This window comes from Bradyrhizobium sp. WSM4874, assembly GCF_055811835.1.
In genome coordinates this window covers 76,333-99,857 of record NZ_JBVVPR010000004.1, presented here as the reverse complement: position 1 = coordinate 99,857, position 23,525 = coordinate 76,333, and the positions used below count along the sequence as shown (strand labels likewise).

Here is a 23,525-nt window from a genome sequence, read left to right as displayed (position 1 = left end):
AGATGAACGTTGCTGTGGCAAAGACCGGAAACGGCCGCGCGGTGAGCGATCTCTTCGCCAGCGCCGAAGGCCGCCTGCCGGGTTCGCCTTCCGTGATCGCGGCGCGCCGCGAGGCGTTCGAGACCTATGAGCGTCTCGGCCTGCCGCACCGCCGGATCGAGGAATGGAAGTACACCGATCTGCGCGCGCTGGTCGGCGAGGTGCTGCCGCTGGCGGCGGCGCCCGATGCGGCTGGGTTGAAGCGCGCCGCGGACGCGGTGAAAGCGCACGCGATCGCGGGCGCCCGCAAGCTGGTGCTGGTCGACGGCGTGTTCGCTCCCGATCTCTCGGACATCAAGGCGCTGGCCTCCGAGGCGGGCTTTAAGACATTGCGGGAGACGCTGGAGAAGGATTCCGGGCTGCTGAAGATCGCAGCTACCGATGCTGTGATCTCGCTGAACGCGGCAATGGCGACCGACGGTGTTGTGCTTGATATCGCCGACGGCGCGCAGCTGTCCGCGCCGATCCAGATCATCCACATTGCGACCGCGCCTTCCGCGTCGACTTTCACCCGCTCGCAGGTCGCGGTCGGGAAGGGCGCTCGTGCCACCATCATCGAGAGCTTTGTCGCGGCCGACGCCAAGGCCTACCAGGTCAACGATGCCGTCATCCTCTCGGTCGGCGACAACGCCGACGTCGCGCATATCCGCCTGATGGACGATTCGCCGGATGCGGTGAACATCACCTCGCAATTCGTCACCGTCGGCGCGAATACAAAGCTCAATTTCTTCAACATGACCACCGGTGCTGCGGTCAGCCGCCTCCAGGGCTTCATCACGCTCGCAGGCGAGGGCAGTGAACTCTCGGTCAACGGCGTGAACCTGTTGCAGAAGACCGAACATGGCGACACCACGCTGGTGGTCGACCATGCCGTGCCGAATTGTGTGAGCCGCGAAGTCTTCCGGGCCGTGATCGACGATCGTGCGCACTCGGTGTTCCAGGGCCGCATCATCGTTCGTCCAGATGCGCAGAAGACCGACGGCAAGATGATGATCCGCGCGCTGCTGCTGTCGGACGAGGCGGAAGCCGACAACAAGCCCGAGCTCGAGATCTTTGCTGACGACGTCTCCTGCGGTCACGGCGCGACCGCCGGCGCGCTCGATGACAGCCTGCTGTTCTATCTGAAAGCGCGCGGCCTGCCGGAGAAGCAGGCCCAGGCGCTGCTGATCCAGGCTTTCGTGGGCGAGGCGATCGAGCAGATCGCCGATGATGATTTGCGCGAGCACGTGATCGGCATTGCCGAGCGCTGGCTGGAGCGGCGCCAATGAGCACCCATCCGGCAGTCAAGAACGGCGCCTATGACGTTGCGCGCGTGCGCCAGGATTTTCCGGCGCTGGCCATGCAGATCTACGGCAAGCCGCTGGTCTATCTCGATAACGCGGCTTCCGCGCAGAAGCCGAGTGCCGTGCTCGATCGCATGACGCAGGCCTACACCTCCGAATACGCCAACGTACATCGCGGCCTGCATTATCTCGCCAACGCCGCGACCGAGGCCTATGAGGGCGGCCGCACCAAGGTGGCGCAGTTCATCAACGCGCCGCGGACCGAGGAAGTGATCTTCACTCGCAACGCGACCGAGGCGATCAACCTCGTCGCCTCGTCCTGGGCTGAACCGAACATCAAAGAAGGCGACGAGATCGTCATCTCGATCATGGAGCACCACTCCAACATCGTGCCCTGGCATTTCCTCCGGGAACGCCATGGTGCCGTGATCAAATGGGCGCCAGTCGACGACGAGGGCAATTTCCTTATCGACGAATTCCAGAAGCTGCTGACCTCGAAGACCAAGCTGGTCGCGATCACGCAGATGTCGAACGCGCTCGGCACCATCGTTCCGGTCAAGGACGTCGTGAAGATCGCCCACGCCCGCGGCATCCCCGTGCTGGTCGACGGCAGCCAGGGCGCCGTGCATCTGCCGATCGATGTCCAGGACATCGGCTGCGACTTCTACGTCTTCACCGGCCACAAGGTCTACGGTCCGACCGGCATCGGCGTGCTCTGGGCCAAGTACGACCACCTCGTCGCGATGCGCCCGTTTAACGGCGGCGGCGAGATGATCCGCGAGGTCTCGCGCGACATCGTCACCTATGGCGATCCCCCGCACAAATTCGAGGCCGGCACGCCGGCGATCGTCGAGGCGGTCGGGCTTGGCGCCGCGATCGACTACGTCAATTCGATCGGCAAGGAGCGTATCGCCGCGCACGAGCATGATCTCGTCACCTACGCCCAGGACAAGCTGCGCGAGATCAACTCGCTGCGGCTGATCGGCACGGCGCGGGGCAAGGGCCCGGTGATCTCGTTCGAGCTCAAGGGCGCGCACGCCCATGATGTCGCCACCGTGATCGACCGTCAGGGCATCGCGGTGCGCGCCGGCACCCATTGCGTGATGCCGCTTTTAGAGCGGTTCAACGTCACAGCCACATGCCGGGCGTCGTTCGGCATGTATAATACGCGGGAAGAAGTCGATCATCTGGCACAGGCGCTTCTGAAGGCGCGGGATTTGTTCGCATGAGTGACACGGCCGAAATCAAAGCCAATCCGATGGAAACCCAGTCGGCGCTGCCGCCTGAGGAGACCGAGCGTTTGACCACCGAGATCATCGCCGGGCTGAAGACCGTGTTCGACCCGGAAATCCCGGCTGATATCTACGAGCTCGGCCTGATCTACAAGGTCGAGATCAAGGACGATCGTTCCGTCGACGTGCAAATGACTCTGACGACGCCGAACTGCCCGGCCGCCGGCGAGCTGCCGACCATGGTCGAGAACGCGGTCGCCAGCGTCCCCGGCGTCGGCGTAGTCGACGTCAAGGTGGTCTGGGAGCCGGCCTGGACGCCGGAACGCATGAGCGACGAGGCCCGCCTCGTGCTCAACATGTGGTGACGCGTAACCTCGGCTTTAGATACTTAGAAGATCCTTGTTGGATCCTTGGCATTGAATTCGCTCGGCAACGGACCACATCACTGACATGACACAGATTTCGTCAGGCTCGACACCAGCATCCACTCCGAAGCCGCGGCGGCCCCGCCCGCAGGTGATGCGGCTGACGGACGCTGCTGCCCAGCGCATTAACGAGCTGACCCAGCGGGCCGATTCCGAGATCGTGGGCTTGCGTGTCGGCGTCAAGAACGGCGGCTGTGCCGGTCAGTCCTACACTGTCGAATACGCTCATGACGTCCGCCCGACCGACGAGGTCGTCGAGGACAAGGGCGTCAAGATCCTGGTCGATCCGAAGGCCGTGCTTTTCCTGCTCGGCACCGAGATGGACTACAAGGCCGACAAGATGCAGGCCCAGTTCGTCTTCAACAACCCCAACCAGATCTCCGCCTGCGGCTGCGGCGAGTCGGTCGAGCTGCGTCCCGCGCAGATCGACGGGTAGTTTCCTGTCATTGCGAGGAGCACTTGCGACGAAGCAATCCAGGCTGTCTCTGCGGCGACAGTCTGGATTGCTTCGCTTCGCTCGCAATGACGGCGGTGGTATGAAGGCTGGCCTGCTCGCCCCGGGAAGCCTGCCATGGACCGCGAATTCCTGATCGACCTGTTCGCCGATTTCGGCCCCGTCTCCATCCGAAAAATGTTCTCCGGCTACGGCATCTCCGCCGACGGCATCAACTTCGCGCTCGCGTTGCGCGCCGGCCTGTTTTTCCGCGCCGACGAGATGACCATCCCGGATTTTGAAGCGGAAGGCTCAAAGCCGTTCCAATACGCGACCCGCGCCAAGACCGTGGTGGTGAACTCCTACTGGGAGCTGCCGGCCCGCCTGTTCGACGATTCCGCGGAACTCGCGCAATGGGCGAGGGCCGCGCTCGCCGCCGCCCAGCGCGCCAAGGTGAAGAAGCGGCCCAAAGCCAAGAAGATACCGAAGAAAGCGGCGAACAAGCCGGCGAAGAAGGTGGCCAAGCCTGCGAAAGCGCCGAAGAAGGCGAGCAAAAAGAGCTCGCTTGGGAAGCGCGCCAAGCGACTGGGGTAAGCTCAGTCCACGGCCTTGGTCAGACCAACCCGCATGTCCTTGGCGGTGAAGACGCAGATGCCGTCGGCAAGCACGCGGCCGTCGGCAATTCCGAGCACCAGCTTGCCGCGCCGGACCATCCGCATGGCGACCTCGTAGCGCACGCGTTGCGCGTTCGGTGTGACCTCGCCCGTGCACGCGACTTCGCCGACGCCGATGGCGCGGCCCTTGCCCGGCGAGCCCGACCACCCGAGCCAGTAGCCGACCATCTGCCACATGGCATCCAGCCCCAGAGAGGCCGGCATGGTCGCATCGCCGCGATAGTGGCAATCGAAGAACCAATGGGCCGGCGCGATGTCGAGCTCGCCGACGATATGGCCCTTGCCGAACTCGCCGCCGTCCAGGCTGATCTCCGTGATGCGGTCCATCATCAGCATCGGCGGCGCCGGCAATTGCGCATTGCCCGGGCCGAAATAGCCGCCCTCGCTCGATTTCAACAAGTCGTCCCTCGTGTAGGACGGTTGCGGCGTGTGAAAATCATGCGGGTTGGGCAAGACGATAAGTCCTCCGGATGCTCGCAGTCGGGCGCCTCGAGACGGCGAGGGAGATGTCGTTCGTCAGGTCAGAATGTCAAGCGCGGGCGGCGGTGCGCGGCTTCGGCGTCACGCCACGCGGTTGTGCGTCTCTACCGCGAATTCCGGATCGGCCTCGCAGATCACGCGGTTGCGGCCGTTGCGTTTGGCGGCGTACAGGCAAGCATCCGCGCGTTCGATCAGCGCATCGGTGTCGTCGCCCTGCTTGAGCATGGAGACGCCGACGGAGATGGTGACGCGGCCGAGGATTTCGCCGGTGGACTTCTTCTTTAATTCCTTTGCCATCACCGCGCGGCGGATGTGATCGGCCACCGTGAGGGCCTGGCGCAGCGCGGTGTTGGGTAGCACGACCGCGAATTCCTCGCCGCCATAGCGCGCGGTGATGTCCTGGCCCTTGATGGTCTGCTTCAGCGACAGGCCGACCAGCCGCAGCACCTGGTCGCCGGTGAGATGGCCGTAGGAATCGTTGAACGACTTGAAATGATCGATGTCGACCAGCAGCAGCGACAGCGGTTCGCCCGAGGCGAGCGCGCTTTGCACGGCCATGTCGATCATGCGATCGAAATATTTGCGGTTGCCGAGCCCCGTCAGCGGATCGGTCAGGCTCTCGGCGCGGATTGCCTCCAGGCTCTGCTGGAGATTGCTGATCTCGCTCTTCGAGAGCGTCAGCCGATCTTCCAGCGCCTTGTTGGTCTCGCGCATCTCGCTGGTGGAATGCAGCAGCGTCTCGACGATCGACTTGATCTGCTCGCGGCTCTCGGCCGATGACAGCTTTTCGGTCGCGCCCGACAGGCTGGCATCGTAGGAGCCGGTCATCTCGAGTGCGTCGCCGAGTACCTTCATGACGTCGTCGATCTCGCCGATGACGCGCGCGCCGACCTTGTCGATGCGGTCGGTGGTCTTGATGTGGGAGAGGTAGGTCTCGTAGATCTGATCGAGATCGGCTTCGGTCAGCTTGCCGCTCCGCGCCAGCGTCTCGTTGATGATCTTGTTGAGCGGGGCGTTGTAGCCGGTGGCGTAGACGAACCAGATCTCGTAATTGCGGGGAATTGCCGTCTGTCGTAGCGATCGGATTTGACCGAGCGCAACCTCAGCGAACGCCATCGTGCGTTCGTGTTCGTCGAGCACCTTGACCACGGAACATACCCCACAGCGATCGGCGCGCCGTCGACCGCAGCAATACTTAAATTATGTTCGTAGGCTAACGGACGATCGTGAACGCCCCGTAAATATACGTCCACGAATGCGTCCAAAAAAGTGCGCGCCAGCTTTACTTCAACCAAAGCCGGGCGCGCATCGCGCTTCAGGCGCCGGCGGGGGAGCGAACCGGACGCAGCAGAAATGCCGGCAGATGCGAGTGGTCGCCCGGCTCACTGTCGGCCTCACGTTGGCGGCGCGGCTCGGGGCGACCGATCGACGGCACATGCGACGGATTGGCCTGCTGGCGCGCACCGTCACGCGGCTCGGATGATGGCTTGCCTTCACGCGCAGGCCTGGCTTCGCGCGAAGGTCTGGCTTCACGCGGAGGCCTGGCCTCGCGTGCGGGCCTTGCTTCGGAAGCGGGCGTTGCCTCGGGAGCGGGCCGTGCTTCGGCTGAAGGCTGTGCCTCGCCACGCGCTTCGCGCGGCTCGTGGCTGCGCTCACGATCGCGACCGCGCTGCGGCTTGCCGCGCCCGCCGCGTGAACGTTCGCGGCCGCGCTGCTCGCGCGGACGCTCGCTCGCATCGGAAGCATCGGTGCGCACTTCGAAATCGCCTTCGGCGCGCGGAATGCTCTGGCCGATCAGCTTCTCGATCGCCACCATCGACTTCTGGTCGAGCGGCGTGACGAGCGAGATCGCCATGCCGGACCGGCCTGCGCGACCGGTGCGGCCGACGCGGTGGACATAGTCGTCGGGATGGTGGGGAACGTCGAAATTGAAGACGTGGCTGACCTCTGGGATGTCGAGGCCGCGGGCGGCGACGTCGGATGCAACCAGCAGGGGCAGCTCGCCCTTGCGGAACTGTTCGAGTGCCGCGGTGCGGGCCGACTGATCCATGTCGCCGTGCAGCGCACCGACGCTGAAGCCGTGCTTCTGCAGCGATTTGTGAACGACGGCGACCTCGCGCTTGCGATTGCAGAAGATGATCGCGTTCTGGAGATCCTTGGCCTCGCGCAGCAATCGGCGAAGCAGCTCGCGCTTCTCGTGCGCCTCACGCCCGGCCGGGACCTGACACTGCGTAACGGTGACAGCGGTGGTGGCGGGCTTCGATACCTCGACCTTCTGCGGATTGTGCAGGAAGGTTTCGGTGATGCGCCGGATCTCCGGCGGCATGGTCGCGGTGAAGAACAGGGTCTGCCGGGTGAACGGGACGAGCTTGCAGACGCGCTCGATGTCGGGAATGAAGCCCATGTCCAGCATCCGGTCGGCTTCGTCGATGACGAGCAACTCGACGCCGGTGAGCAGCAGGCCGCCGCGCTCCGTGTGGTCGAGCAGGCGGCCGGGAGTGGCGATCAGCACGTCGACGCCGCGCGTCAGCTTGGCATCCTGGTCGCCGAAGGAAACGCCGCCGATCAGGAGGGCGACGTTGAGTTTCTGACCCGCGCCGTAGCGGTCGAAGTTTTCCTTCACCTGCGCCGCGAGTTCGCGGGTCGGCTCGAGGATCAGGGTGCGCGGCATGCGCGCCCGGGCGCGACCCTTTTCGAGGATGGTGAGCATCGGCAGCACGAAGGCCGCGGTCTTGCCGGTGCCGGTCTGGGCGATGCCGAGCACGTCCTTGCGAGCGAGGACGTGAGGGATCGCCTGTTCCTGAATGGGGGTGGGGGTGGTGTAACCGGTGGCCGCCACTGCGGCGAGGACTTTTTCGGATAGTCCGAGATGGGTAAAAGACATTGAGCCTCTGGTCGAAACCGCCGTTCGGAATCGAGGGTAATAAGGCTGTCGCGTTCCACCCCGAAACGGCGCGCTCTCAAAGAAGCTGGGGGTGCTGACTCACGCGAACAAAGCGCCAGGCTCAGGAATCGCTCTTCGATCTGAGCCGCGTCGCCACGGAACATAGGCGGGAATCGGCCAAAGTCAATGGAGCAGGCGCGGGAAGGCCCTAAAAAACCTGAGGTTTTCGCCCAAATAGCGGGCGCGGCTGCGGTTTTCCGCCCAATCCGGCGATCGGCCGGAGCTGCCCAAACGTCGGCTAACGCCCCTGCGGCCCCTGCGCGCGGAAGTCGCCGGGGGCCATCCCGTAGGCGGCGTTGAAGGCCCGATAATAGGTCGCGAGACTATCGAAGCCACAGGAGGTCGCGATGTCGGCGATCAGCCGGTCCGGGGCTTCGCGCATCAGCCGGCGGCTCTGGTTCAGGCGTTCCTCCGTAACGGTTTGCGAGAAGCTCTTGGCCGTGCTTTCGAACAGAATATGCAGGTGACGCACGGAGATGCCGAGCAGATCGGCCACCATGGTCGGCGCCAGATTCGGGTCTTGCAGGTGACGCGCGATCAGGCGCCGTGCCTGCGAGAGCCGGGCGGTCCGCAGCGCGGCCTGCCCGAGGCGGCCGCCGGGCCGCAGGATGCCGCGCTCGATCAGCGCCAGATGGGCTAAAGCCTGGACGAGGGAAGCGGCATCGGCGGCGCCGTCATCACCCGCGGCAACTTCACCGAGATCGGCGAAGCAGGCGCCGAGCAGAGGCGCCAGGGTGGAATCGTCGAACGTCCGGGGCGCAAGCTCGCGCATGCGCTTGTCTTGCGTGGAGAGGCCGCTCAGGGGGACCTTCAGGATCCGCAGGTGGAAGCCTCCTGCACCCAGCGGCGTCGTGCGATAGGGCAAGTCGGTATGGCTGGTGGCGAAGCTGCCATTGGCGATGGTGAAGTCGCTGCTGCGCATGCCGCCGAACCAGCCGCCGCTGCCGAGCTGCTGATAGACGCAGATGCTGTCGCTCGGCGCGTCAGCGATGTCGGTCATGCTGCGCTCGACACTGTAGTGCGAGGCCTTCAGTTCGACGAGGCCGGCGCCGCCAAGCTGGCGCAGCGAGAATTCGCCGAAGAAGTCCGCGCGGCGTTCTCGCTCGAGTTCGGCAGTGACGCCGAACAGGCCCTTGGAGCGCACCTCGCGCCAAAAGTCGAAGCGGTCGTGCGGCTCGACCTCGTCGGTGCACCAGCGATACACGGCAGCCCCTCGCTTCCAGCGGAATTGCCCACAAGAATTGACTGAGAAAAAGCAGATTCCAGCGGGATCTGCCATAGGCTAGACGACAAAACCTGAGTCCTCGGGGCTGTTGAACCAGCGCTATGGCTGGGCCGACTATCACATCAACGGCGCGGTTCCCATGAACCGCTGTTCGAGGGAACCGGCGTGGGCCGTTCGTGAGGGATTTTCGATGACGCGTCGGCTTTTCAGAGTTCTGGCGGCGCTTGGCCTCGCCGTCGGCCTCAGCGGTTTCGCGCTCCCCGCCTGTGCCGAGAAGCGCGTTGCGCTCGTCGTCGGCAAAAACGACTACAGGAACGTTCCGAAGCTGCTCAAGGCGGTCAACGACGCCCGCACCATGGGCGATACGCTGAAGCAGCTCGGCTTCTCGGTGATGGTTGCCGAAAACCAGAGCCGGCAGCAATTTTCGGAAACGCTGCTCGCGTTCGATCGGACGATCGAGCCCGGCGACACCGCGTTCTTCTTCTATGCCGGCCACGGCTTCGAGATCGCCGGCCAGAACTATCTGCTGCCGACCGACGTGCCGGCGGCGACGGAAGGGCAGGAAGAGCTGGTGCGTGACGCCTCCATCCTGGCCGATCGCATCGTCGAGCGTCTCCAGAACAAGAAGGCGCGAACCTCGATCCTGGTGTTCGACGCCTGCCGCAACAATCCGTTCGAGCGCAAAGGCACCCGCGCCGTCTCAGGTGGTGGCGGGCTTGCCCCGATGGTGCAGCTGCCTGAAGGCGTGTTCTCGGTCTTCTCCGCGGGCCCGCGCCAGACCGCGCTCGACCGCCTCTCCAACGACGACGCCAATCCCAATTCGGTGTTCACGCGCACCTTCGCCAAGGAGCTGCTCCAGCCCGGCGAGAACCTGGTGCAGGTGGCGCAGCGTACGCGCCGTCTCGTCGCCGAGATGGCCGACACCGTCAAGCACAGGCAGGTGCCGGTCTATTTCGATCAGATGGTCGACGACGTCTTCCTCAGCGGCATCGCCAAGGACGTCGCCGCGCGCCCGGCCGATCCCCCTGCGCAGAAGCTCGCGGCGCTGCCACCGGTGTCGGTGCCGCGCGTGCCGAAGGAGGAGACCACCAACGCGCCGATCGCGAGCTTCTCGCGCCACAATGGCGGTTGGAGCGTAGTGTTCTCCTTTGCCGACCCGACCCTCGGCGTTTCCTGGCGCATGGCCGGCAATGGCGACTTCCGTGAAACCGGCTTCATCGATACGCTCGACCCGCGCACGCGCAAGAGAATGCCGAACCCATCGATTGAATTGCCGCCGGACGCGCAGGCCGGCACCATCGAGGTCCGCTATGTCGACCAGTCCGGTGACATGCAGGGGCCGTTCCCGATCAGGTTCGATCCCGAAGCCGCGCTCATTCGCGACCAGCGCAAGATCCTCGACATGACCGCGACGAGCTGGCTGTCATTCCGCGAGTTCAACGGGCTGCTGGTCTACTACACGCACCTCGTGTCCTACCGCTGCGCAATCCGCGAGGTGCGCATCGGCATCGACACCGCCGTTCCGAACCAGGTGTTGAAGATGCCGGGCTGCGACATGCGCGATCCCAGCGCGATCAGCGCTGGCATGCCGCTCTACATGAAGCTCGCGCCGGCAACGCAGTTCATCTCGGTGGAGCTGGCCTATCGCGACGGCAGCGTGTCGGAGATCAAGAGCTTCCGCAGCGCGAACCGCAGCAACAACTGAGGTGTCGAGCAGGCCGCGTCCGCCGCAACTATTCGCGGCGCATCCTGATGAATCGCTTGACGGCCTCAATCAAGGGCGCAGTCAGCGAGAAGAACGCGCCTATCGCGATCGAGCGCGGCGCAGCAGGAGCTCTCCTACTCCTCGTACGTATAGCCGTTCTGTTCGATGCGCACCGGCGCCAGCCCGGGCCTCCGCGGCGTGATCATGATCACGACGAAAAGCACGTTGATCAGGATCCAGACGCCGAGCAGTATGAGGATTGTCTGCACTGCAATTTCCTGAATGAGTCGGAATTGGCAGCAAGGCTAACGGCCATTCACAACTGCGGCAAATGAATCTTGCTTGCTGCACTGCACAGAAAGCTCAGCTGGTGGATGAGGACCCGGCCGTGAAACCCGATACCTCGCAGCATCCCCAGGGCTCCGCGGTAAAAGTGCGGTGTTGCATCGTCGGCGGCGGACCGGCGGGCATGATGCTCGGCTATCTCCTGGGGCGCGCCGGGATCGATGTCGTGGTGCTGGAGAAGCATGCGGATTTCTTCCGCGACTTCCGCGGCGACACCGTGCATCCCTCGACGCTTCAGGTGATGGACGAGCTCGGCCTGATCGACGGATTCCTGAAGTTGCCGCATCAGCGCTTGCAGAAGATGGACGGCCTGTTCGGCGGTACCCCCGTTCGCATCGCCGATCTCAGCCGCCTCCGCACCAAGTACCCCTTCATCGCCTTCATGCCGCAATGGGATTTCCTGAATTTCCTGCGCGAGGCCGGCCAGCGCTTCGCCTCGCTGAAGGTGATGATGAACACGGAGGCCGTCGATCTGATCCGCCACGGCGAGACCATCGCCGGCGTGCGGGCGAATACGCCGAACGGGATCGTGGACATCGAAGCCGATCTCACCATCGCCTGTGACGGCCGGCATTCGACCGTGCGTCAGCGTTCCGGTCTCGAGGTCGAGGAGATTGGCGCGCCAATGGACGTGCTGTGGTTCCGCGTCGGCCGCAAGGCGAACGAGACCGAGAACGTGTTCGCGCGCGTCGAGCCCGGCAAGATGATGATCACCTTCGACCGCGGCGACTATTGGCAATGCGCCTATGTCATCGCCAAGGGACAATACGACGCGGTGAAGGCGAGGGGATTGCAGGCGCTGCTCGACGACGTCGTTCGCATGGCGCCGATCCTGAAGAGCGGCATTGCCGATGTGAAGAGCTTCGACGATTTCAAGCTGCTCACCGTCGCGATCAACCGCCTGCCGCGCTGGACACGGCCGGGGCTACTTCTCATCGGCGATGCCGCGCATGCGATGTCGCCGGTCGGCGGCGTCGGCGTCAATCTCGCCGTGCAGGATGCGGTTGCGACCGCAAATCTGCTGGCGGACAAGCTGCAAAACGGCTGTCCGTCGGAGGACGAACTCGATGCCGTGCGCCGTCGCCGCGAATTCCCGGTGAAAATGACGCAGCGAATGCAGATGATCGTGCAGAACAACATCATCAGCGGCGCCTTGCAGGGCGGCGACCGGCCGCTGAAAGTGCCGCTGGTCGTGCGCCTCATCACCGCGCTGCCGTGGCTCCAGGGCATTCCGGCGCGCCTGCTCGCGCTCGGCGTCCGGCCCGAGCACGTGCGGTCGAAGGCTGCGCCGGCACGGTAGCGCAAGAACCCGGTAGGGATAACGCTGCGTTAAATCGCGCTCGGCGCGTTGCCTGCGTGCAACAGCGCAAACGGATTGAAGGCGCGCTGCTTGCCAATCCCACGTCTTAACTGTCTTGATTCAAATTTGAGTAAGAACTGCATGTGAGCGTGCACCCATCAAAGGACACGGGGTGTACCATGCGTAACAAATTGATTGCCGCCTTCGCCTGCACGACCGCTCTGGTTTCGACCGGCGCCGCTTCCGCCGCCGATCTCGGTGCGCGGCCCTACACAAAGGCGCCGGCCTATATGGAGTCGATGTTCAACTGGACCGGCTTCTATGTCGGCGGTCACATCGGTGGCGCATGGACCAACGAGCGTTGGAACAACACCGCGAACACAACGCCCTTTGGTGACCTCGCTCCGGGCGAGGGCTTTCGTCAGCGCGGCGCCGGCATCATGGGCGGCGCCCAGATTGGCTACAACTGGCAGGCCAACAACTACGTGTTCGGCATGGAAGGTACGATCTCCGGCCTCGACAACCACGGCTCGGGCAGGAACAACACGTTCGGCGTCGGCCTCGACGATGTGTTCTCCTGGCGCGCCAACGTGCTCGCGACCGTCGTCGGTCGTGCGGGCTTCGCCGTGCAGAACAATCTGTTCTATATCAAGGGCGGCTATGCCGGCGTGAACAACCGTCTCTCGGTGAGCGACACCGTTCCGAATCCGTCGACCGGCTCTGGCGGTCAGACCCATTGGGCCAACGGTTGGACCGTCGGCGCCGGCTGGGAATACGGCGTCACCCGCAACTGGATCGTCGGCCTCGAGTACAACTACGCAGCCTTCGCCAGCCAGACCTATCAACTTGGCGGCACCTCGGGCAATTACAGCTTCGATGCCAAGCCGCGCGACATCCAGTGGGCCGTCGTGCGCGCCAGCTACAAGTTCGACGCGCCGGTCATCGCCCGCTACTGAGTGCGTCAACGAACGACCAAGCAGCCATAAAAGACGATCACTGCCCAAATTTAAAAGCCCCGGCATTGTCCGGGGCTTCTTTTTTGTGTGCAGCGCTTTCGCGTACGGCCTACGCCATCACCGAGAACCCGCCATCGACGGGGATCGCGGTGCCGGTGACGAAGTTGGAAGCGGACGAGGCAAGGAACACGGTGATGCCGGCGAAGTCGTCGATGTCGCCCCACCGCCCCGCAGGCGTGCGTGCCAGCACCCGCTCATGCAATCCTGATACCTGCTGCCGCGCGCCGCGGGTCAGGTCGGTGTCGATCCAGCCCGGCAGGATGGCATTGACCTGGATGTTGTCGGGCGCCCATGCATTGGCGCAGGCGCGCGTGTACTGAACGATGCCACCCTTGCTCGCCGCATAGGCCGTTGCGAAGCTCGCGCCGAAGATCGACATCATCGAGCCGATGTTGATCACCTTGCCGTTGCCGGACGCCTTCAGCGCCGGGTAGGCCAGCTTCGAGCACAGGAAGGCGCTGGTGAGGTTGGTGTTGATCACCGTATTCCACTCGTCGAGCTCGAGCTCGTGCGGCGGCTTGCGGATGCTCATGCCGGCATTGTTGACGAGGATGTCGATGCGGCCGAGATCTCCGACGACACGTTCGACCATCGCTGCGATGGCCGCCTTGTCCGTGACGTCGGTGGCAACACTGATCGCCTTCACGCCGCGTTGACTGAGATCGGCGACGGCGGCGGCGGATTTGGTTTCGTTGCGTCCGACCACGGCGATGTTGGCGCCGGCATCTGCGAGGCCACGGGCCATGCCGAGCCCGATGCCGCCATTGCCTCCCGTGACGATCGCGACCTTGCCGCGGAGATCGAACCGACTGGTTGTCATGCTGCTATTCCCTGGTTTCTTCTATTGGTTGCTCTGCCAGATCAGCACCAGCCCGAAGCCGGCCATGGCTGCGCCATAGCCGGCCCATTGCAACTGGTTGACCATGAAGCTCGATCGCGGCCACGCGACGGTGCCCGTGCCCTGTCCGATCCAGAGCAGCCCGACGGCGAGGGCAAACAGGCCTGCTACAAGCAGAAATCTGCGCATGCATTCCTCCCCATTGGTCCGCTTCTGTCGGGACGCGACAAGCCGATTGCCGCGGCCCGAAAACTTGGCGGGAGACTAGCCGTAGCCGTGGTTGGGATACAATGGCTGCTGATGCAGGCCGCAGCGCGGATGCATGTCCATACGCAAGATCGCCGGAAAGCCAGCTTTGGATACGCCTACCAATGCTGAAAGCGGGCATCAGCCGCTGAAGCACCGCACAACGAAAAAGCCCCGGACGATGCCGGGGCTTTGACGTCTGAACTTGCGTTCGGATCAGTACTTCGCGACGACCGGACCGGTCCAGTTGAAGCGGTAGACCAGCGAGGTCGAGATCGTCTGGTTCCAGCTGTTGGCACGGATGCTGTTACCGATCGGAAGATTGCCCACGTCCGTCACGATGTCCGAGGTCTTGGCGTTGTAGAAGGCCGAACGATACTCGGTCTTCATGAACCAGCCGGGCGACTGGATGCCGAAGATGTTCAGGTTGTTCTCGACGCCACCGCCAACAAACCAACCGTTGCGGTTGTAGCTGCCCAGGTGGACACCAGCGGGAACGCCACCCAGCGTCATGAAGTTGGTCTGGCCGAAATGGGCGCCAGAGTAACCGCCGTTGACGTAGGAGAGAACGTTCGGGGCGACCAGCCAGCCGAGGCGAACACCAGCGGCCCAGGAGTCTTCCAGCTTCTGGTTGCCGGTGAGGCCAAGGGTCGGATCCTGAATGGTGGCACGGATGCTGCCGAACTGACCGTCAGCGAACACGCCGGCGACCCAGGTGCCGCTGAACTGCCAGTCGTAGCCGAGGCCGACCGTGCCGAACCAGCCCGAGCCACCCTGGCGCTGATCGATCGTCAGGGGAACTGCGCCGACCGTGGTCTGCACGCGCTGGTCAGAGGCCGAGAGGCCGCCGCCGGCGCCGCCGAAGATGTAGAAACCGGTCCAGCTGGCGACGGGAGCCGCCATCGGCGCCTTCACGTAGGGACGGGCGCCAAGGTCAGCGGCCGAGGCCGAACCGGTCATCGCGGCAACCGCAGTCAGTGCGAGCAAAATCTTCTTCATTTTAAAATCCCCAAGCTTTGGTCTGTCTGGCAGGCGCGAGCGCACTGAAGTCCGTGTGATCTGATGCCCCGGACTATAACTGCTTCTCTCCGAAATGCTGTTGCAGAGCAGGCACAGTCGCCGGGAAACGCTGCACGGCAGGGATTCTGAGTGTCGTTGTCGAAATATACAATAATCCTGCATTATCAATGTGTTACTAAGAATTTCGCCTATCTGTGTTTTGGTAACTTCTCGTTAGCAAATCCGGCTTTGTCCGAAATGGAGGCAATCCTGCATCAGCATGGCCCGGTGAGTCGTTGGCCGACTCGCGATGCGACGAGGCCGGGAATCAGCGAGTCGAGGTGGGGTAGGACGGTTGTCGTCCCCAAAACAAAAGAGCCCCGGGCTTCATGCCGGGGCTCTGGATGGGATACGACCGGGCGGCGCCTGCGGGATCAGACGTCCAGCAGGTCGTCATTGGCGAATTCGGCCTTGTCCGAGATGAACGCGAAGCGCGCTTCGGCCTTGGTGCCCATCAGGCGCTCCACCGAATCCGCCGTGGTGTCGCGGTCGTCGGCAAGCAGAACCACTTTCAGCATGGTCCGCTTGGCCGGATCCATGGTGGTTTCCTTGAGCTGCGCCGGCATCATTTCACCGAGGCCTTTGAAGCGATTGACCTCGACCTTGGCGTTGGCGTTGAACTCGCTCTTGATCAGCGCTGCCTTGTGCGCGTCATCGCGGGCGTAGACCGACTTCGTGCCGTTGGTCAGCTTGTAGAGCGGCGGCACAGCGAGGAAGAGGTGGCCTTCGTCGATCAGCCGCGGCATCTGCCGGTAGAAGAAGGTGATCAGCAGCGAAGCGATGTGGGCACCGTCGACATCGGCGTCGGTCATGATGATGATACGCTGATAGCGCAGATCCTCTTCGCGATACTGCGCGAGCATCCCGCAGCCGATCGCCTGCACGAGGTCGGCGAGCTGCGTGTTCGCCGTTAGCTTGTCCTTGCCGGCGGACGCGACGTTGAGGATCTTGCCGCGCAGCGGGAGTACGGCCTGGGTCTTGCGGTCGCGCGCCTGCTTGGCGCTGCCGCCGGCCGAGTCTCCCTCGACGATGAAGAGTTCCGAGCCGTCCAGACCGGCATCGCTGCAATCGGCGAGCTTGCCCGGGAGACGCAGCTTCTTGCCGGCGGTCTTGCGCGCGGTCTCTTTCTCCTGCCGGCGGCGCAGCCGTTCCTCGGCGCGATCGACCACGAAGTCGAGCAGCCTGTTGGCCTGGTTCGGATTGCCCGACAGCCAATGGTCGAACGGATCCTTCATCGCCTGTTCGACGATGCGCTGCGCTTCGGCGGTGGCGAGACGGTCCTTGGTCTGGCCCTGGAATTCAGGTTCGCGCACGAACACCGACAGCATCACGGCTGCACCCACCATCACGTCTTCAGACGTAATGGACGACGCGCGCTTGCCCTGGCCCACGCGTTCGGCGTGGTCCTTGAGGCCCCGCAGCAGCGCGCTGCGCAGGCCGGATTCGTGCGTGCCGCCGTCGGGCGTCGGCACGGTGTTGGTGTAGGAAGACAGAAAACCGTCGGCATCCGCGGTCCAGGCGACGGCCCATTCGCAGGCGCCATGGGCGCCGTTGCGGCCCGATTTGCCGGAGAAGATGTCGGGATGCACCAGCGTGTCGGCATGGATCGCGGCCGCCAGATAATCCTTGAGGCCACCGGGAAAGTGGAACGTCGCTTCCGCCGGCACGTCGTCGACGCCCTTGAGCAGTTCGGGCGCGCAATTCCAGCGGATCTCGACGCCGCCGAACAGATACGCCTTCGAACGCGTCATCTTGAACAGGCGCTGCGGTTTGAACGCGGCCTTCGCACCAAAGATGTCGGTGTCCGGCTTGAACCGCACGCGGGTTCCGCGGCGGTTGTTGATCTTGCCGAGATCCTCGAGCTTCCCCTTCGGGTGCCCGCGCTCGAACGTCATGCGATAGAGTTTCTGGCTGCGCGCGACCTCGACCTCGAGCAGCGAGGAGAGGGCGTTCACCACGGAAATACCGACGCCGTGCAGACCGCCCGAGGTCTCGTAGACCTTGGAGTCGAACTTGCCGCCCGAGTGCAGCGTGCACATGATGACTTCGAGCGCCGACTTCTTCGGGAATTTTGGATGCGGATCGATCGGGATGCCGCGGCCGTTGTCCGTGACGGTCAAAAAGCCGTCCGCGCTCAACTCGACTCCGATGAAGGTCGCGTGCCCTGCCAGCGCCTCGTCCATGGAGTTGTCGATGACTTCGGCGAAGAGGTGATGCAGCGCCTTCTCGTCGGTGCCGCCGATATACATGCCGGGCCGGCGGCGCACCGGTTCCAGGCCTTCGAGCACCTCGATGTCGGCCGCGGTGTAGTCGGCCTCGGCGCCGCTCGCGCGCGGGGCCGCCTTGGCGGGACGAGGCTTCGGCTCATCACCACCGAAAAAGTCGTCTTTTTCTTTTGGTTTCAACTGCTTGGACATATATCTTTATGCGTTTTGAGGGCCGCATGAGCGGCGAATCGGTTGGGCCGACTATGCCACTTCTGACCTGGAAAGGTTATCGCAGGGCGGGCCGGGCGGTGTGGTTGGGAGCCAATCCCGGCGATTTTACGCCGCAGCCCCATCAATTCCCGGCAATTTGACGGTCCGGTCCGGTCTGGACCGGACTTTGTGACTTGATGTCACACAAGTCCTTGGCTTACCAGTCCTTTTCATCGAGCAGCACCTTCGGGCAGGCGGAAAGGCAATTTTGAATGGAGCAGTTTGCGCACGCGCTGGCCGATTTCGTGCGCGCGCATCAGACGTGGGCAGCTCCCATCGTGTTCGTGCTCGCCTTCGGGGAGTCGCTCGCCTTCATCTCGCTGCTGATCCCGGCCTGGGGCGCGTTGGTCGCTATCGGCGCGCTGATCGGCGCGAGTGGCATCAGCTTCTATCCGGTCTGGATCGCCGGCGGCATCGGCGCGGCGCTGGGCGACTGGGTCTCCTACTGGTTCGGCTATCGCTACAAGGAGAAGGTTGCCCAGATGTGGCCGCTCTCGCGCTATCCGGAACTCCTGCCCAGGGGCGAGGCCTTCGTGCGCAGCTGGGGCGTGCCGAGCATCTTCATCGGCCGCTTCTTCGGCCCCTTGCGCGCCTCCGTGCCGCTTGCAGCCGGCATTTTCGAGATGCCCTATTGGAGCTTCCAGGCCGCCAATTTCGTCTCGGCGCTGATCTGGTCGGCGGCGCTCCTGCTGTTCGGCGACGTGATCGCGAAGTTCATGGAATGGATCTGGCGCGTGGTGTGACGTGCGAACCTTGACGCCAACCGCAACTGGCCCTATAGCCCCGCGCCATGATCAACGCCGCGACCATTTTGTTCGCCCGTCGCCGCCGCCGCTCTTTAGCGGTTTGGGCGGTCGATCGCGTTTGAGATCATCGTCTTTGCCGCTGGATCCGGTCCGCGGCATTCTCTCTCCTGTCAGCGCGATCTGATCCGGCGGCCCCCCGAAAGAGGCCAGCAGGAGACCAGGATGTACACGCCACCTTTTTTCAAGCAGGACCGCGCCGCGAGCCTGAAATTCGCCGACACGCGCGGCTTCGGCACCATCTGCGCCTTCGACGGCCGTAAACCGGTCGCCTCGCCGCTGCCGTTCTATTTGACCTATGCCGCCGATGGCACGCCGCAGGCCGCCTTTCACGTCGCCCGTCACAATCCGCTGCTAAAGCTGGCGGACGAGACGACCTGCTGGCTGCTCGCTGTCAACGGCCCCGATGCCTATGTGTCGCCGGACTGGTACGTCTCGCCGGATCAGGTGCCGACCTGGCTTTACCAGTCGGTGCATCTGAGCGGGACGGTGAGGCTCCTGTCGGATGACGAGCTGGCGGTGCAGATCGACACGCTCAGCGACAAGTTCGAGAACTGGCTGTTGCCGAAGAAGCCGTGGACCTCGGGCAAAATGACGGCGGGGCGGCTCGAGGGGCTGAAGAAGGGGATCGTGGGTCTGGTCATGACGGTTGAGGAGGTCGAAGGCAGCTTCAAGCTCAACCAGCACAAGTCCGATGCCGACTATACGGCCATCGCCAACGCGCTTGGCGCGCAAGCCCACGCCGACGCCAGGGAGATCGCGCAACTGATGCAGGACGTAAGGCCGGAGGCCTTCGCATCCGAAACCAACATGCTCGAAAGGAGCTCGCCATGAGTCTCGTTGACACCAAGAATGCCCCCAAGACCGGCGCTGCGACAAAGCCCGCGACTGTCTTCGTCGACGGCGGCTCCGGCACCACCGGCCTCGGCATCAACGAGCGGCTGAAGCTGCAGAGCGACGTTGTCGTGAAGACGATTGCCGACGACAAGCGCAAGGATCCCGCGGCCAAGAAGGCGCTGATGGAGGAGGTTGACCTCGTCATCCTCTGTCTGCCGGACGACGCCGCGAAGGAAACGGTTGCGCTCATCGACAGCATGGGGCCGTCGGGCCCGAAGGTGCTGGATGCCTCGACCGCGTACCGGGTCGCGCCCGACTGGGCCTATGGCTTTCCGGAACTGACGCCGGATCAGGCTGGCAAGATCAGGGCTGCGAAGAGGGTCTCCAATCCCGGCTGCTATCCGACCGGCGCGATCGCGCTGCTGCGACCGATCGTCGATGCCGGCCTGCTGCCTGCGGACTATCCCGTCACCGTCAATGCGGTGAGCGGCTATTCCGGCGGCGGCAAGTCGATGATCGCGAGCTTCGAGGACGGCAGTGCGCCGTCCTTCGAGCTCTACGGTCTCGGCTTCGAGCACAAACATCTGCCCGAGATGCAGCTCTATTCGAACCTGACGCGGCGGCCGATCTTCATCCCGTCGGTCGGCAATTACCGGCAGGGCATGCTGGTGTCCGTGCCGCTCCAGCTCGACACGCTGCCCGGCAAGCCCAGCGGCGCCGATCTCCAGGCCGCACTGGCAAAGCGTTACGCCGGCTCGAAATACGTCTCGGCGATGCCGCTGCAGAACGAGGCGACCAAGGGCGGCAAGCTCGAGCCGGAAGCGCTCAACGAGACCAACACGCTCGAGCTCTACGTCTTCGCCAGTGACAAATACCACCAGGCGGTGCTGGTCGCGCGGCTCGACAATCTCGGCAAGGGCGCGTCCGGCGCGGCCGTGCAAAACATGCGGCTGATGCTGGGTCTTGCTGACGAGTAGCCGATCGAGCGTTGCCGCGAAACCAGTCCGGTGGACGAAGCGACCCGGCAACCTTCTACCCCGCCAAGACGATCCAGCGACGCCTGAAAGGAACGTGTGATGAGTTCGAAGAGGATCGGCATTTTGGGCGCATCCGGCTACACCGGGGCCGATGCGGTGCGCCTGCTGGCGCGGCATCCGAATGCGGAAATCACGGCACTCACCGCCAACACCCATGCCGGCAAGGCGATGAGCGAGGTGTTTCCGCATTTCTTCATGTTGGATTTGCCCAAACTTGTGGAATGGGAAAAGGTCGACTGGACCAAACTCGACGCGGTGTTCTGCGGGCTGCCGCACGGCACCACGCAGCAGATCATCGCGGCCGTGCTGAAGGCCAACCCGAAGATCAAGGTCCTCGACATGTCCGCCGATTTCCGGCTGCGCGACAAGGAAACCTACGCGCAGTGGTACGGCCACGAACATCAGGCGCTCGAGCTGCAGGGCGAAGCCGTCTACGGCCTGACCGAATTCTATCGGGAGAAGATTACCGCGGCGCGGCTGGTCGCCTGTCCCGGCTGCTATCCGACGGCAGCGCTGTTGGCGCTGGTGCCGCTGGCGAAAGCAAAACTGATCGACGTCGATGATATCGTGATCGACGCCAAGTCAGGCGTCACCGGCGCCGGACGCGGCCTGAAGCAGAACACGCTGTTCAGCGAGGCGGGCGAGGGGATTTCGCCGTATTCGGTCGGCACGCACCGGCATGCGCCGGAGATCGAACAGGAGATCGGCGTCGCCGCCGGTTCCGCGGTGACGATCAATTTCACGCCGCATCTCATACCGATGTCGCGGGGCGAACTCTGCACGTCTTACGTCAAGCTCAACGGCGCGACGCCGGACGATTTACGGGCTGCCCTCGAGCAAGCCTACGCGAACGAGCCGTTCGTGCATGTCGTCGGGAAGGGCGTGCTGCCGCAAACCCAGAACGTACGCGGTTCGAACTACGTCCAGATCGGTGTCATCGCCGACCGGATCAAGAACCGTGCCATCGTGATTTCGGTGCTCGATAATCTGGTGAAGGGCTCGGCCGGTCAGGCGATCCAGAACATGAACCTGATGTTCGGATTCCCCGAGACCGCTGGATTGGAGCAGATCGCGCTGTTTCCCTGATCGGAGTGTTCGCCGTGGACGAAGCGACTCTGCAATTCTATCGGAGCAACGCCAAGTCCTATGCGGACTGGGCGAAGGCGCCCTCGACGCGGCTGCGGAGTTTTCTGGCCCTGCTGCCGTCCGGCGGCTCGATCCTCGAGCTCGGCTGTGGTGCCGGCAATCATTCGGCAGTGATGCTGGCCGAAGGTTTTTCGGTGCGCGCCACCGACGGCTCGCCTGAAATGGCCGAGATCGCATCGCAGCGGCTCGGTCATGCCGTCGAGGCGATGCGGTTCGACCAGGATCGATGCGACCTACGCCAGCGCAGGTCCATGGATCACGCTGTCCTCGGACAGGAACGTGATCCAGAGCTTTGACGAGACGCCGGCGAACATGCTGCATCTCGTCGTTCGCAAGGCCTGATTTTGGGCTACAAGGTCTGATCTCAAACCACCTTCAAGATCGCGGCGGCCTGCGCGATGAAGCGGACGGTGAAGGCGTAGGAGCAACATTCACTGCTCGTCATGGCCGGGCTTGTCCCGGCCATCCACGTCGCCGCAGTCGAGGAAGACTGTGGATGCCGGGGCCTTCGCCTGGCCGAAGCGACTTCAGCCGCACAGGCGAGACCAGCCCGGGCATGACGGCTGCGAGGGGCTTTCTCAGTACTTCGCGATGATCGGGCCGCCGAATTTGTAGTTGATGCGGGCGGTGATCAAATCGACGTCCTGGCCGATGCGGTCGGTGCGTGAGAACGTGCCGACCGGCGCCAGCGCGCCGTTGGAGGTGAGCGTGACGTCGTGGCGGCCCATGAACAGATGGTCGTATTCGAGGCCGACCGACCAGTTCGGGGCGAAGCCGTATTCGATGCCGACGCCGACCGTGCCGCCCCAGCGGGTATCGTCGGCACCGTCGAACTCGGCTCCGGCCAGACCGCCCGTTCCGATGCCGCGGTAGCGGTTGCGGGTGACGGCGGCGCCGCCCTTCACGTAAAGCAGTGCGCTATTCCAGGCGTAACCGACCTGGCCGGTGAACAGACCGAAAGCATCGACACGGGTGCGGTTCGCAACGCCGGCCACGGTGCTGGCGCTCCGGCCGGAGAGATCCGCCCAGTCGCCCTGCGCTTCGAGGCCGAACACGAAGGCGCTGCTCTGCCAACGATAGCCGATCTGGCCGCCGGCGACGGCGCTCGTCGCGTCATGGCAGCCTTCCGCAACGCCTGGCGCGAAACCAACCGTCTGGTCCCAGCAATTGCGCGACGAGCCATAGCCGCCGTTGGCGCCAATGTAGAAGCCGCTCCAATCATAGATCGCCGCGATCATCGGCGGCGCCTTGGTGTAGGGACGTGCGGCGAGATCGGCGGCACTGGCCTGGGTCGTGACGGCTGCGAGCGAGAGTCCGGCGAGCGCGGATGCAATCTTCCAATTCATGTCTGCCCCGAATCATCAATGAGATGGCCAAATATACCTGTGGATTGGCGATCCTTCGTCTCTCCCACGGATGGCATCCCTGTTTTTGTCGCGCTGTCATCCTTTGGCAACACCAGCAGCCGGGCAGGCTTTCGAGGATTTCACCCCTTTGTTGCAGGCGCTAAGCCATCGGAGATGCGATCAAACCACCTTGAAGATCGCGACGGCCAGCACGGCCTGCGCGATGAAGCCGACGGTGAAGGCCAGCGTGCGGAATACCGGGATCCCGAGCGCATAGACGATCAGATGCGCGACGCGCGACCAGAAATAGACGGCGCAGGCAAGCACCGTCCATTTCGAGGAATAGTCGATCGCGTTCAGGATCAGCACCAGCGGCGCGAACAGCACCAGGTTCTCGACGGCGTTGTCATGCGCGAACATCAGGCGGTTTGCCCATTCCGACTGCGGCTTGTCGGCGCGCGAGGGATTGGCCATCGCGCCACCGAGACCGCGTATCTGGCAGCGGTTGATGGTGTAGGGAATCCAGAGGATTCCGGTCAGGACCACCGTCAGTGTCAGCCAGAACAATTCACGCGTCATAACCCGGTCCCCTCATCAATTTCTGCCGCAGGGTGGAGCTTATACGAAAGCGCGGA

General features: G+C 63.8%; 24 protein-coding genes. 13 read left to right on the top strand and 11 right to left on the bottom strand.

The window, feature by feature from the left end; genetic code table 11:
• Positions 1-2 precede the first annotated feature (2 nt).
• The 5 genes from sufD to AC0L3P_RS05725 all read left to right on the top strand — a co-directional run bounded on the left by sufD (position 3) and on the right by AC0L3P_RS05725 (position 4,006).
• Entirely contained in the window at positions 3-1,307 is a 1,305-nt protein-coding gene (gene sufD, locus AC0L3P_RS05745) for a Fe-S cluster assembly protein SufD (protein WP_473301252.1), read from the top strand.
• Complete coding sequence (locus tag AC0L3P_RS05740) at positions 1,304-2,551, top strand: cysteine desulfurase (protein ID WP_473301251.1); 1,248 nt, start codon at positions 1,304-1,306, stop codon at positions 2,549-2,551. The genes sufD and AC0L3P_RS05740 overlap by 4 nt, the downstream gene beginning before the upstream one ends.
• The gene (locus AC0L3P_RS05735; RefSeq protein WP_007591551.1) at positions 2,548-2,919 is read left to right on the top strand and encodes an SUF system Fe-S cluster assembly protein; all 372 of its coding nucleotides are present in this window, start codon (positions 2,548-2,550) and stop codon (positions 2,917-2,919) included. The genes AC0L3P_RS05740 and AC0L3P_RS05735 overlap by 4 nt, the downstream gene beginning before the upstream one ends.
• Positions 2,920-3,004: 85 nt before the next feature.
• Entirely contained in the window at positions 3,005-3,415 is a 411-nt protein-coding gene (locus AC0L3P_RS05730) for a HesB/IscA family protein (protein ID WP_081747958.1), read from the top strand.
• Between the two features lie 135 nt (positions 3,416-3,550).
• Entirely contained in the window at positions 3,551-4,006 is a 456-nt protein-coding gene (locus AC0L3P_RS05725) for a TfoX/Sxy family protein (RefSeq protein WP_473301250.1), read from the top strand.
• A 2-nt stretch (positions 4,007-4,008) separates the two neighbouring features.
• Here AC0L3P_RS05725 and fabA read toward each other — a convergent pair whose 3' ends face one another.
• From fabA to AC0L3P_RS05705, 4 genes are all read right to left on the bottom strand, one after another.
• Entirely contained in the window at positions 4,009-4,539 is a 531-nt protein-coding gene (gene fabA, locus AC0L3P_RS05720) for a bifunctional 3-hydroxydecanoyl-ACP dehydratase/trans-2-decenoyl-ACP isomerase (RefSeq protein WP_275171932.1), read from the bottom strand.
• Between the two features lie 108 nt (positions 4,540-4,647).
• Positions 4,648-5,715, bottom strand: coding sequence for a GGDEF domain-containing protein (locus AC0L3P_RS05715; RefSeq protein WP_473301248.1), 1,068 nt, complete (start codon positions 5,713-5,715; stop codon positions 4,648-4,650).
• A gap of 166 nt (positions 5,716-5,881) precedes the next feature.
• Positions 5,882-7,450 carry a DEAD/DEAH box helicase gene (locus AC0L3P_RS05710; RefSeq protein ID WP_354054797.1) on the bottom strand — a complete coding sequence of 523 codons (1,569 nt, stop codon included), beginning with the start codon at positions 7,448-7,450 and terminating at the stop codon, positions 5,882-5,884.
• A 298-nt stretch (positions 7,451-7,748) separates the two neighbouring features.
• A complete protein-coding gene (locus AC0L3P_RS05705) occupies positions 7,749-8,714 on the bottom strand; it encodes a helix-turn-helix transcriptional regulator (protein ID WP_473301247.1) in 966 nt (321 codons plus the stop codon).
• A 211-nt stretch (positions 8,715-8,925) separates the two neighbouring features.
• Between AC0L3P_RS05705 and AC0L3P_RS05700 the strand changes: the two genes are divergently transcribed.
• Entirely contained in the window at positions 8,926-10,440 is a 1,515-nt protein-coding gene (locus AC0L3P_RS05700; protein ID WP_473301246.1) for a caspase family protein, read from the top strand.
• Between the two features lie 134 nt (positions 10,441-10,574).
• Here AC0L3P_RS05700 and AC0L3P_RS05695 read toward each other — a convergent pair whose 3' ends face one another.
• Positions 10,575-10,709: a hypothetical protein gene (locus AC0L3P_RS05695; protein WP_275171937.1), complete on the bottom strand. Its 135-nt coding sequence runs from the start codon at positions 10,707-10,709 to the stop codon at positions 10,575-10,577.
• A 119-nt stretch (positions 10,710-10,828) separates the two neighbouring features.
• Between AC0L3P_RS05695 and AC0L3P_RS05690 the strand changes: the two genes are divergently transcribed.
• Both AC0L3P_RS05690 and AC0L3P_RS05685 read left to right on the top strand, forming a co-directional pair.
• Positions 10,829-12,085, top strand: coding sequence for an FAD-dependent oxidoreductase (locus AC0L3P_RS05690; protein WP_473301245.1), 1,257 nt, complete (start codon positions 10,829-10,831; stop codon positions 12,083-12,085).
• 179 nt (positions 12,086-12,264) lie between these two features.
• The gene (locus tag AC0L3P_RS05685) at positions 12,265-13,041 is read left to right on the top strand and encodes an outer membrane protein (RefSeq protein ID WP_473301244.1); all 777 of its coding nucleotides are present in this window, start codon (positions 12,265-12,267) and stop codon (positions 13,039-13,041) included.
• 109 nt (positions 13,042-13,150) lie between these two features.
• Here the strand turns inward: AC0L3P_RS05685 and AC0L3P_RS05680 are convergent, their stop codons facing one another.
• From AC0L3P_RS05680 to parE, 4 genes are all read right to left on the bottom strand, one after another.
• A complete protein-coding gene (locus AC0L3P_RS05680; RefSeq protein ID WP_275171940.1) occupies positions 13,151-13,921 on the bottom strand; it encodes an SDR family NAD(P)-dependent oxidoreductase in 771 nt (256 codons plus the stop codon).
• 21 nt (positions 13,922-13,942) lie between these two features.
• The gene (locus AC0L3P_RS05675; protein WP_007591540.1) at positions 13,943-14,128 is read right to left on the bottom strand and encodes a hypothetical protein; all 186 of its coding nucleotides are present in this window, start codon (positions 14,126-14,128) and stop codon (positions 13,943-13,945) included.
• Between the two features lie 273 nt (positions 14,129-14,401).
• Complete coding sequence (locus AC0L3P_RS05670; RefSeq protein WP_275171942.1) at positions 14,402-15,184, bottom strand: outer membrane protein; 783 nt, start codon at positions 15,182-15,184, stop codon at positions 14,402-14,404.
• A gap of 434 nt (positions 15,185-15,618) precedes the next feature.
• A complete protein-coding gene (gene parE, locus AC0L3P_RS05665) occupies positions 15,619-17,661 on the bottom strand; it encodes a DNA topoisomerase IV subunit B (protein ID WP_473301243.1) in 2,043 nt (680 codons plus the stop codon).
• 272 nt (positions 17,662-17,933) lie between these two features.
• Here parE and AC0L3P_RS05660 point away from each other — a divergent pair, with 272 nt between their 5' ends.
• From AC0L3P_RS05660 to AC0L3P_RS05640, 5 genes are all read left to right on the top strand, one after another.
• Positions 17,934-18,464 carry a DedA family protein gene (locus tag AC0L3P_RS05660; protein ID WP_275171944.1) on the top strand — a complete coding sequence of 177 codons (531 nt, stop codon included), beginning with the start codon at positions 17,934-17,936 and terminating at the stop codon, positions 18,462-18,464.
• A gap of 225 nt (positions 18,465-18,689) precedes the next feature.
• Entirely contained in the window at positions 18,690-19,358 is a 669-nt protein-coding gene (locus AC0L3P_RS05655; RefSeq protein WP_473301242.1) for an FMN-binding negative transcriptional regulator, read from the top strand.
• Entirely contained in the window at positions 19,355-20,338 is a 984-nt protein-coding gene (gene argC / locus AC0L3P_RS05650) for an N-acetyl-gamma-glutamyl-phosphate reductase (RefSeq protein ID WP_473301241.1), read from the top strand. The genes AC0L3P_RS05655 and argC (AC0L3P_RS05650) overlap by 4 nt, the downstream gene beginning before the upstream one ends.
• Positions 20,339-20,437: 99 nt before the next feature.
• Positions 20,438-21,484 carry an N-acetyl-gamma-glutamyl-phosphate reductase gene (gene argC, locus AC0L3P_RS05645; protein ID WP_473301239.1) on the top strand — a complete coding sequence of 349 codons (1,047 nt, stop codon included), beginning with the start codon at positions 20,438-20,440 and terminating at the stop codon, positions 21,482-21,484.
• A 14-nt stretch (positions 21,485-21,498) separates the two neighbouring features.
• Positions 21,499-21,840, top strand: coding sequence for a class I SAM-dependent methyltransferase (locus tag AC0L3P_RS05640; protein ID WP_473301238.1), 342 nt, complete (start codon positions 21,499-21,501; stop codon positions 21,838-21,840).
• A gap of 282 nt (positions 21,841-22,122) precedes the next feature.
• Here the strand turns inward: AC0L3P_RS05640 and AC0L3P_RS05635 are convergent, their stop codons facing one another.
• Complete coding sequence (locus AC0L3P_RS05635) at positions 22,123-22,890, bottom strand: outer membrane protein (protein ID WP_473301237.1); 768 nt, start codon at positions 22,888-22,890, stop codon at positions 22,123-22,125.
• Positions 22,891-23,070: 180 nt separating this feature from the next.
• On the bottom strand, positions 23,071-23,469 hold the full coding sequence (locus AC0L3P_RS05630; protein WP_354054769.1) for an MAPEG family protein: 399 nt from the start codon (positions 23,467-23,469) through the stop codon (positions 23,071-23,073).
• Between the last annotated feature and the right edge of the window lie 56 nt (positions 23,470-23,525).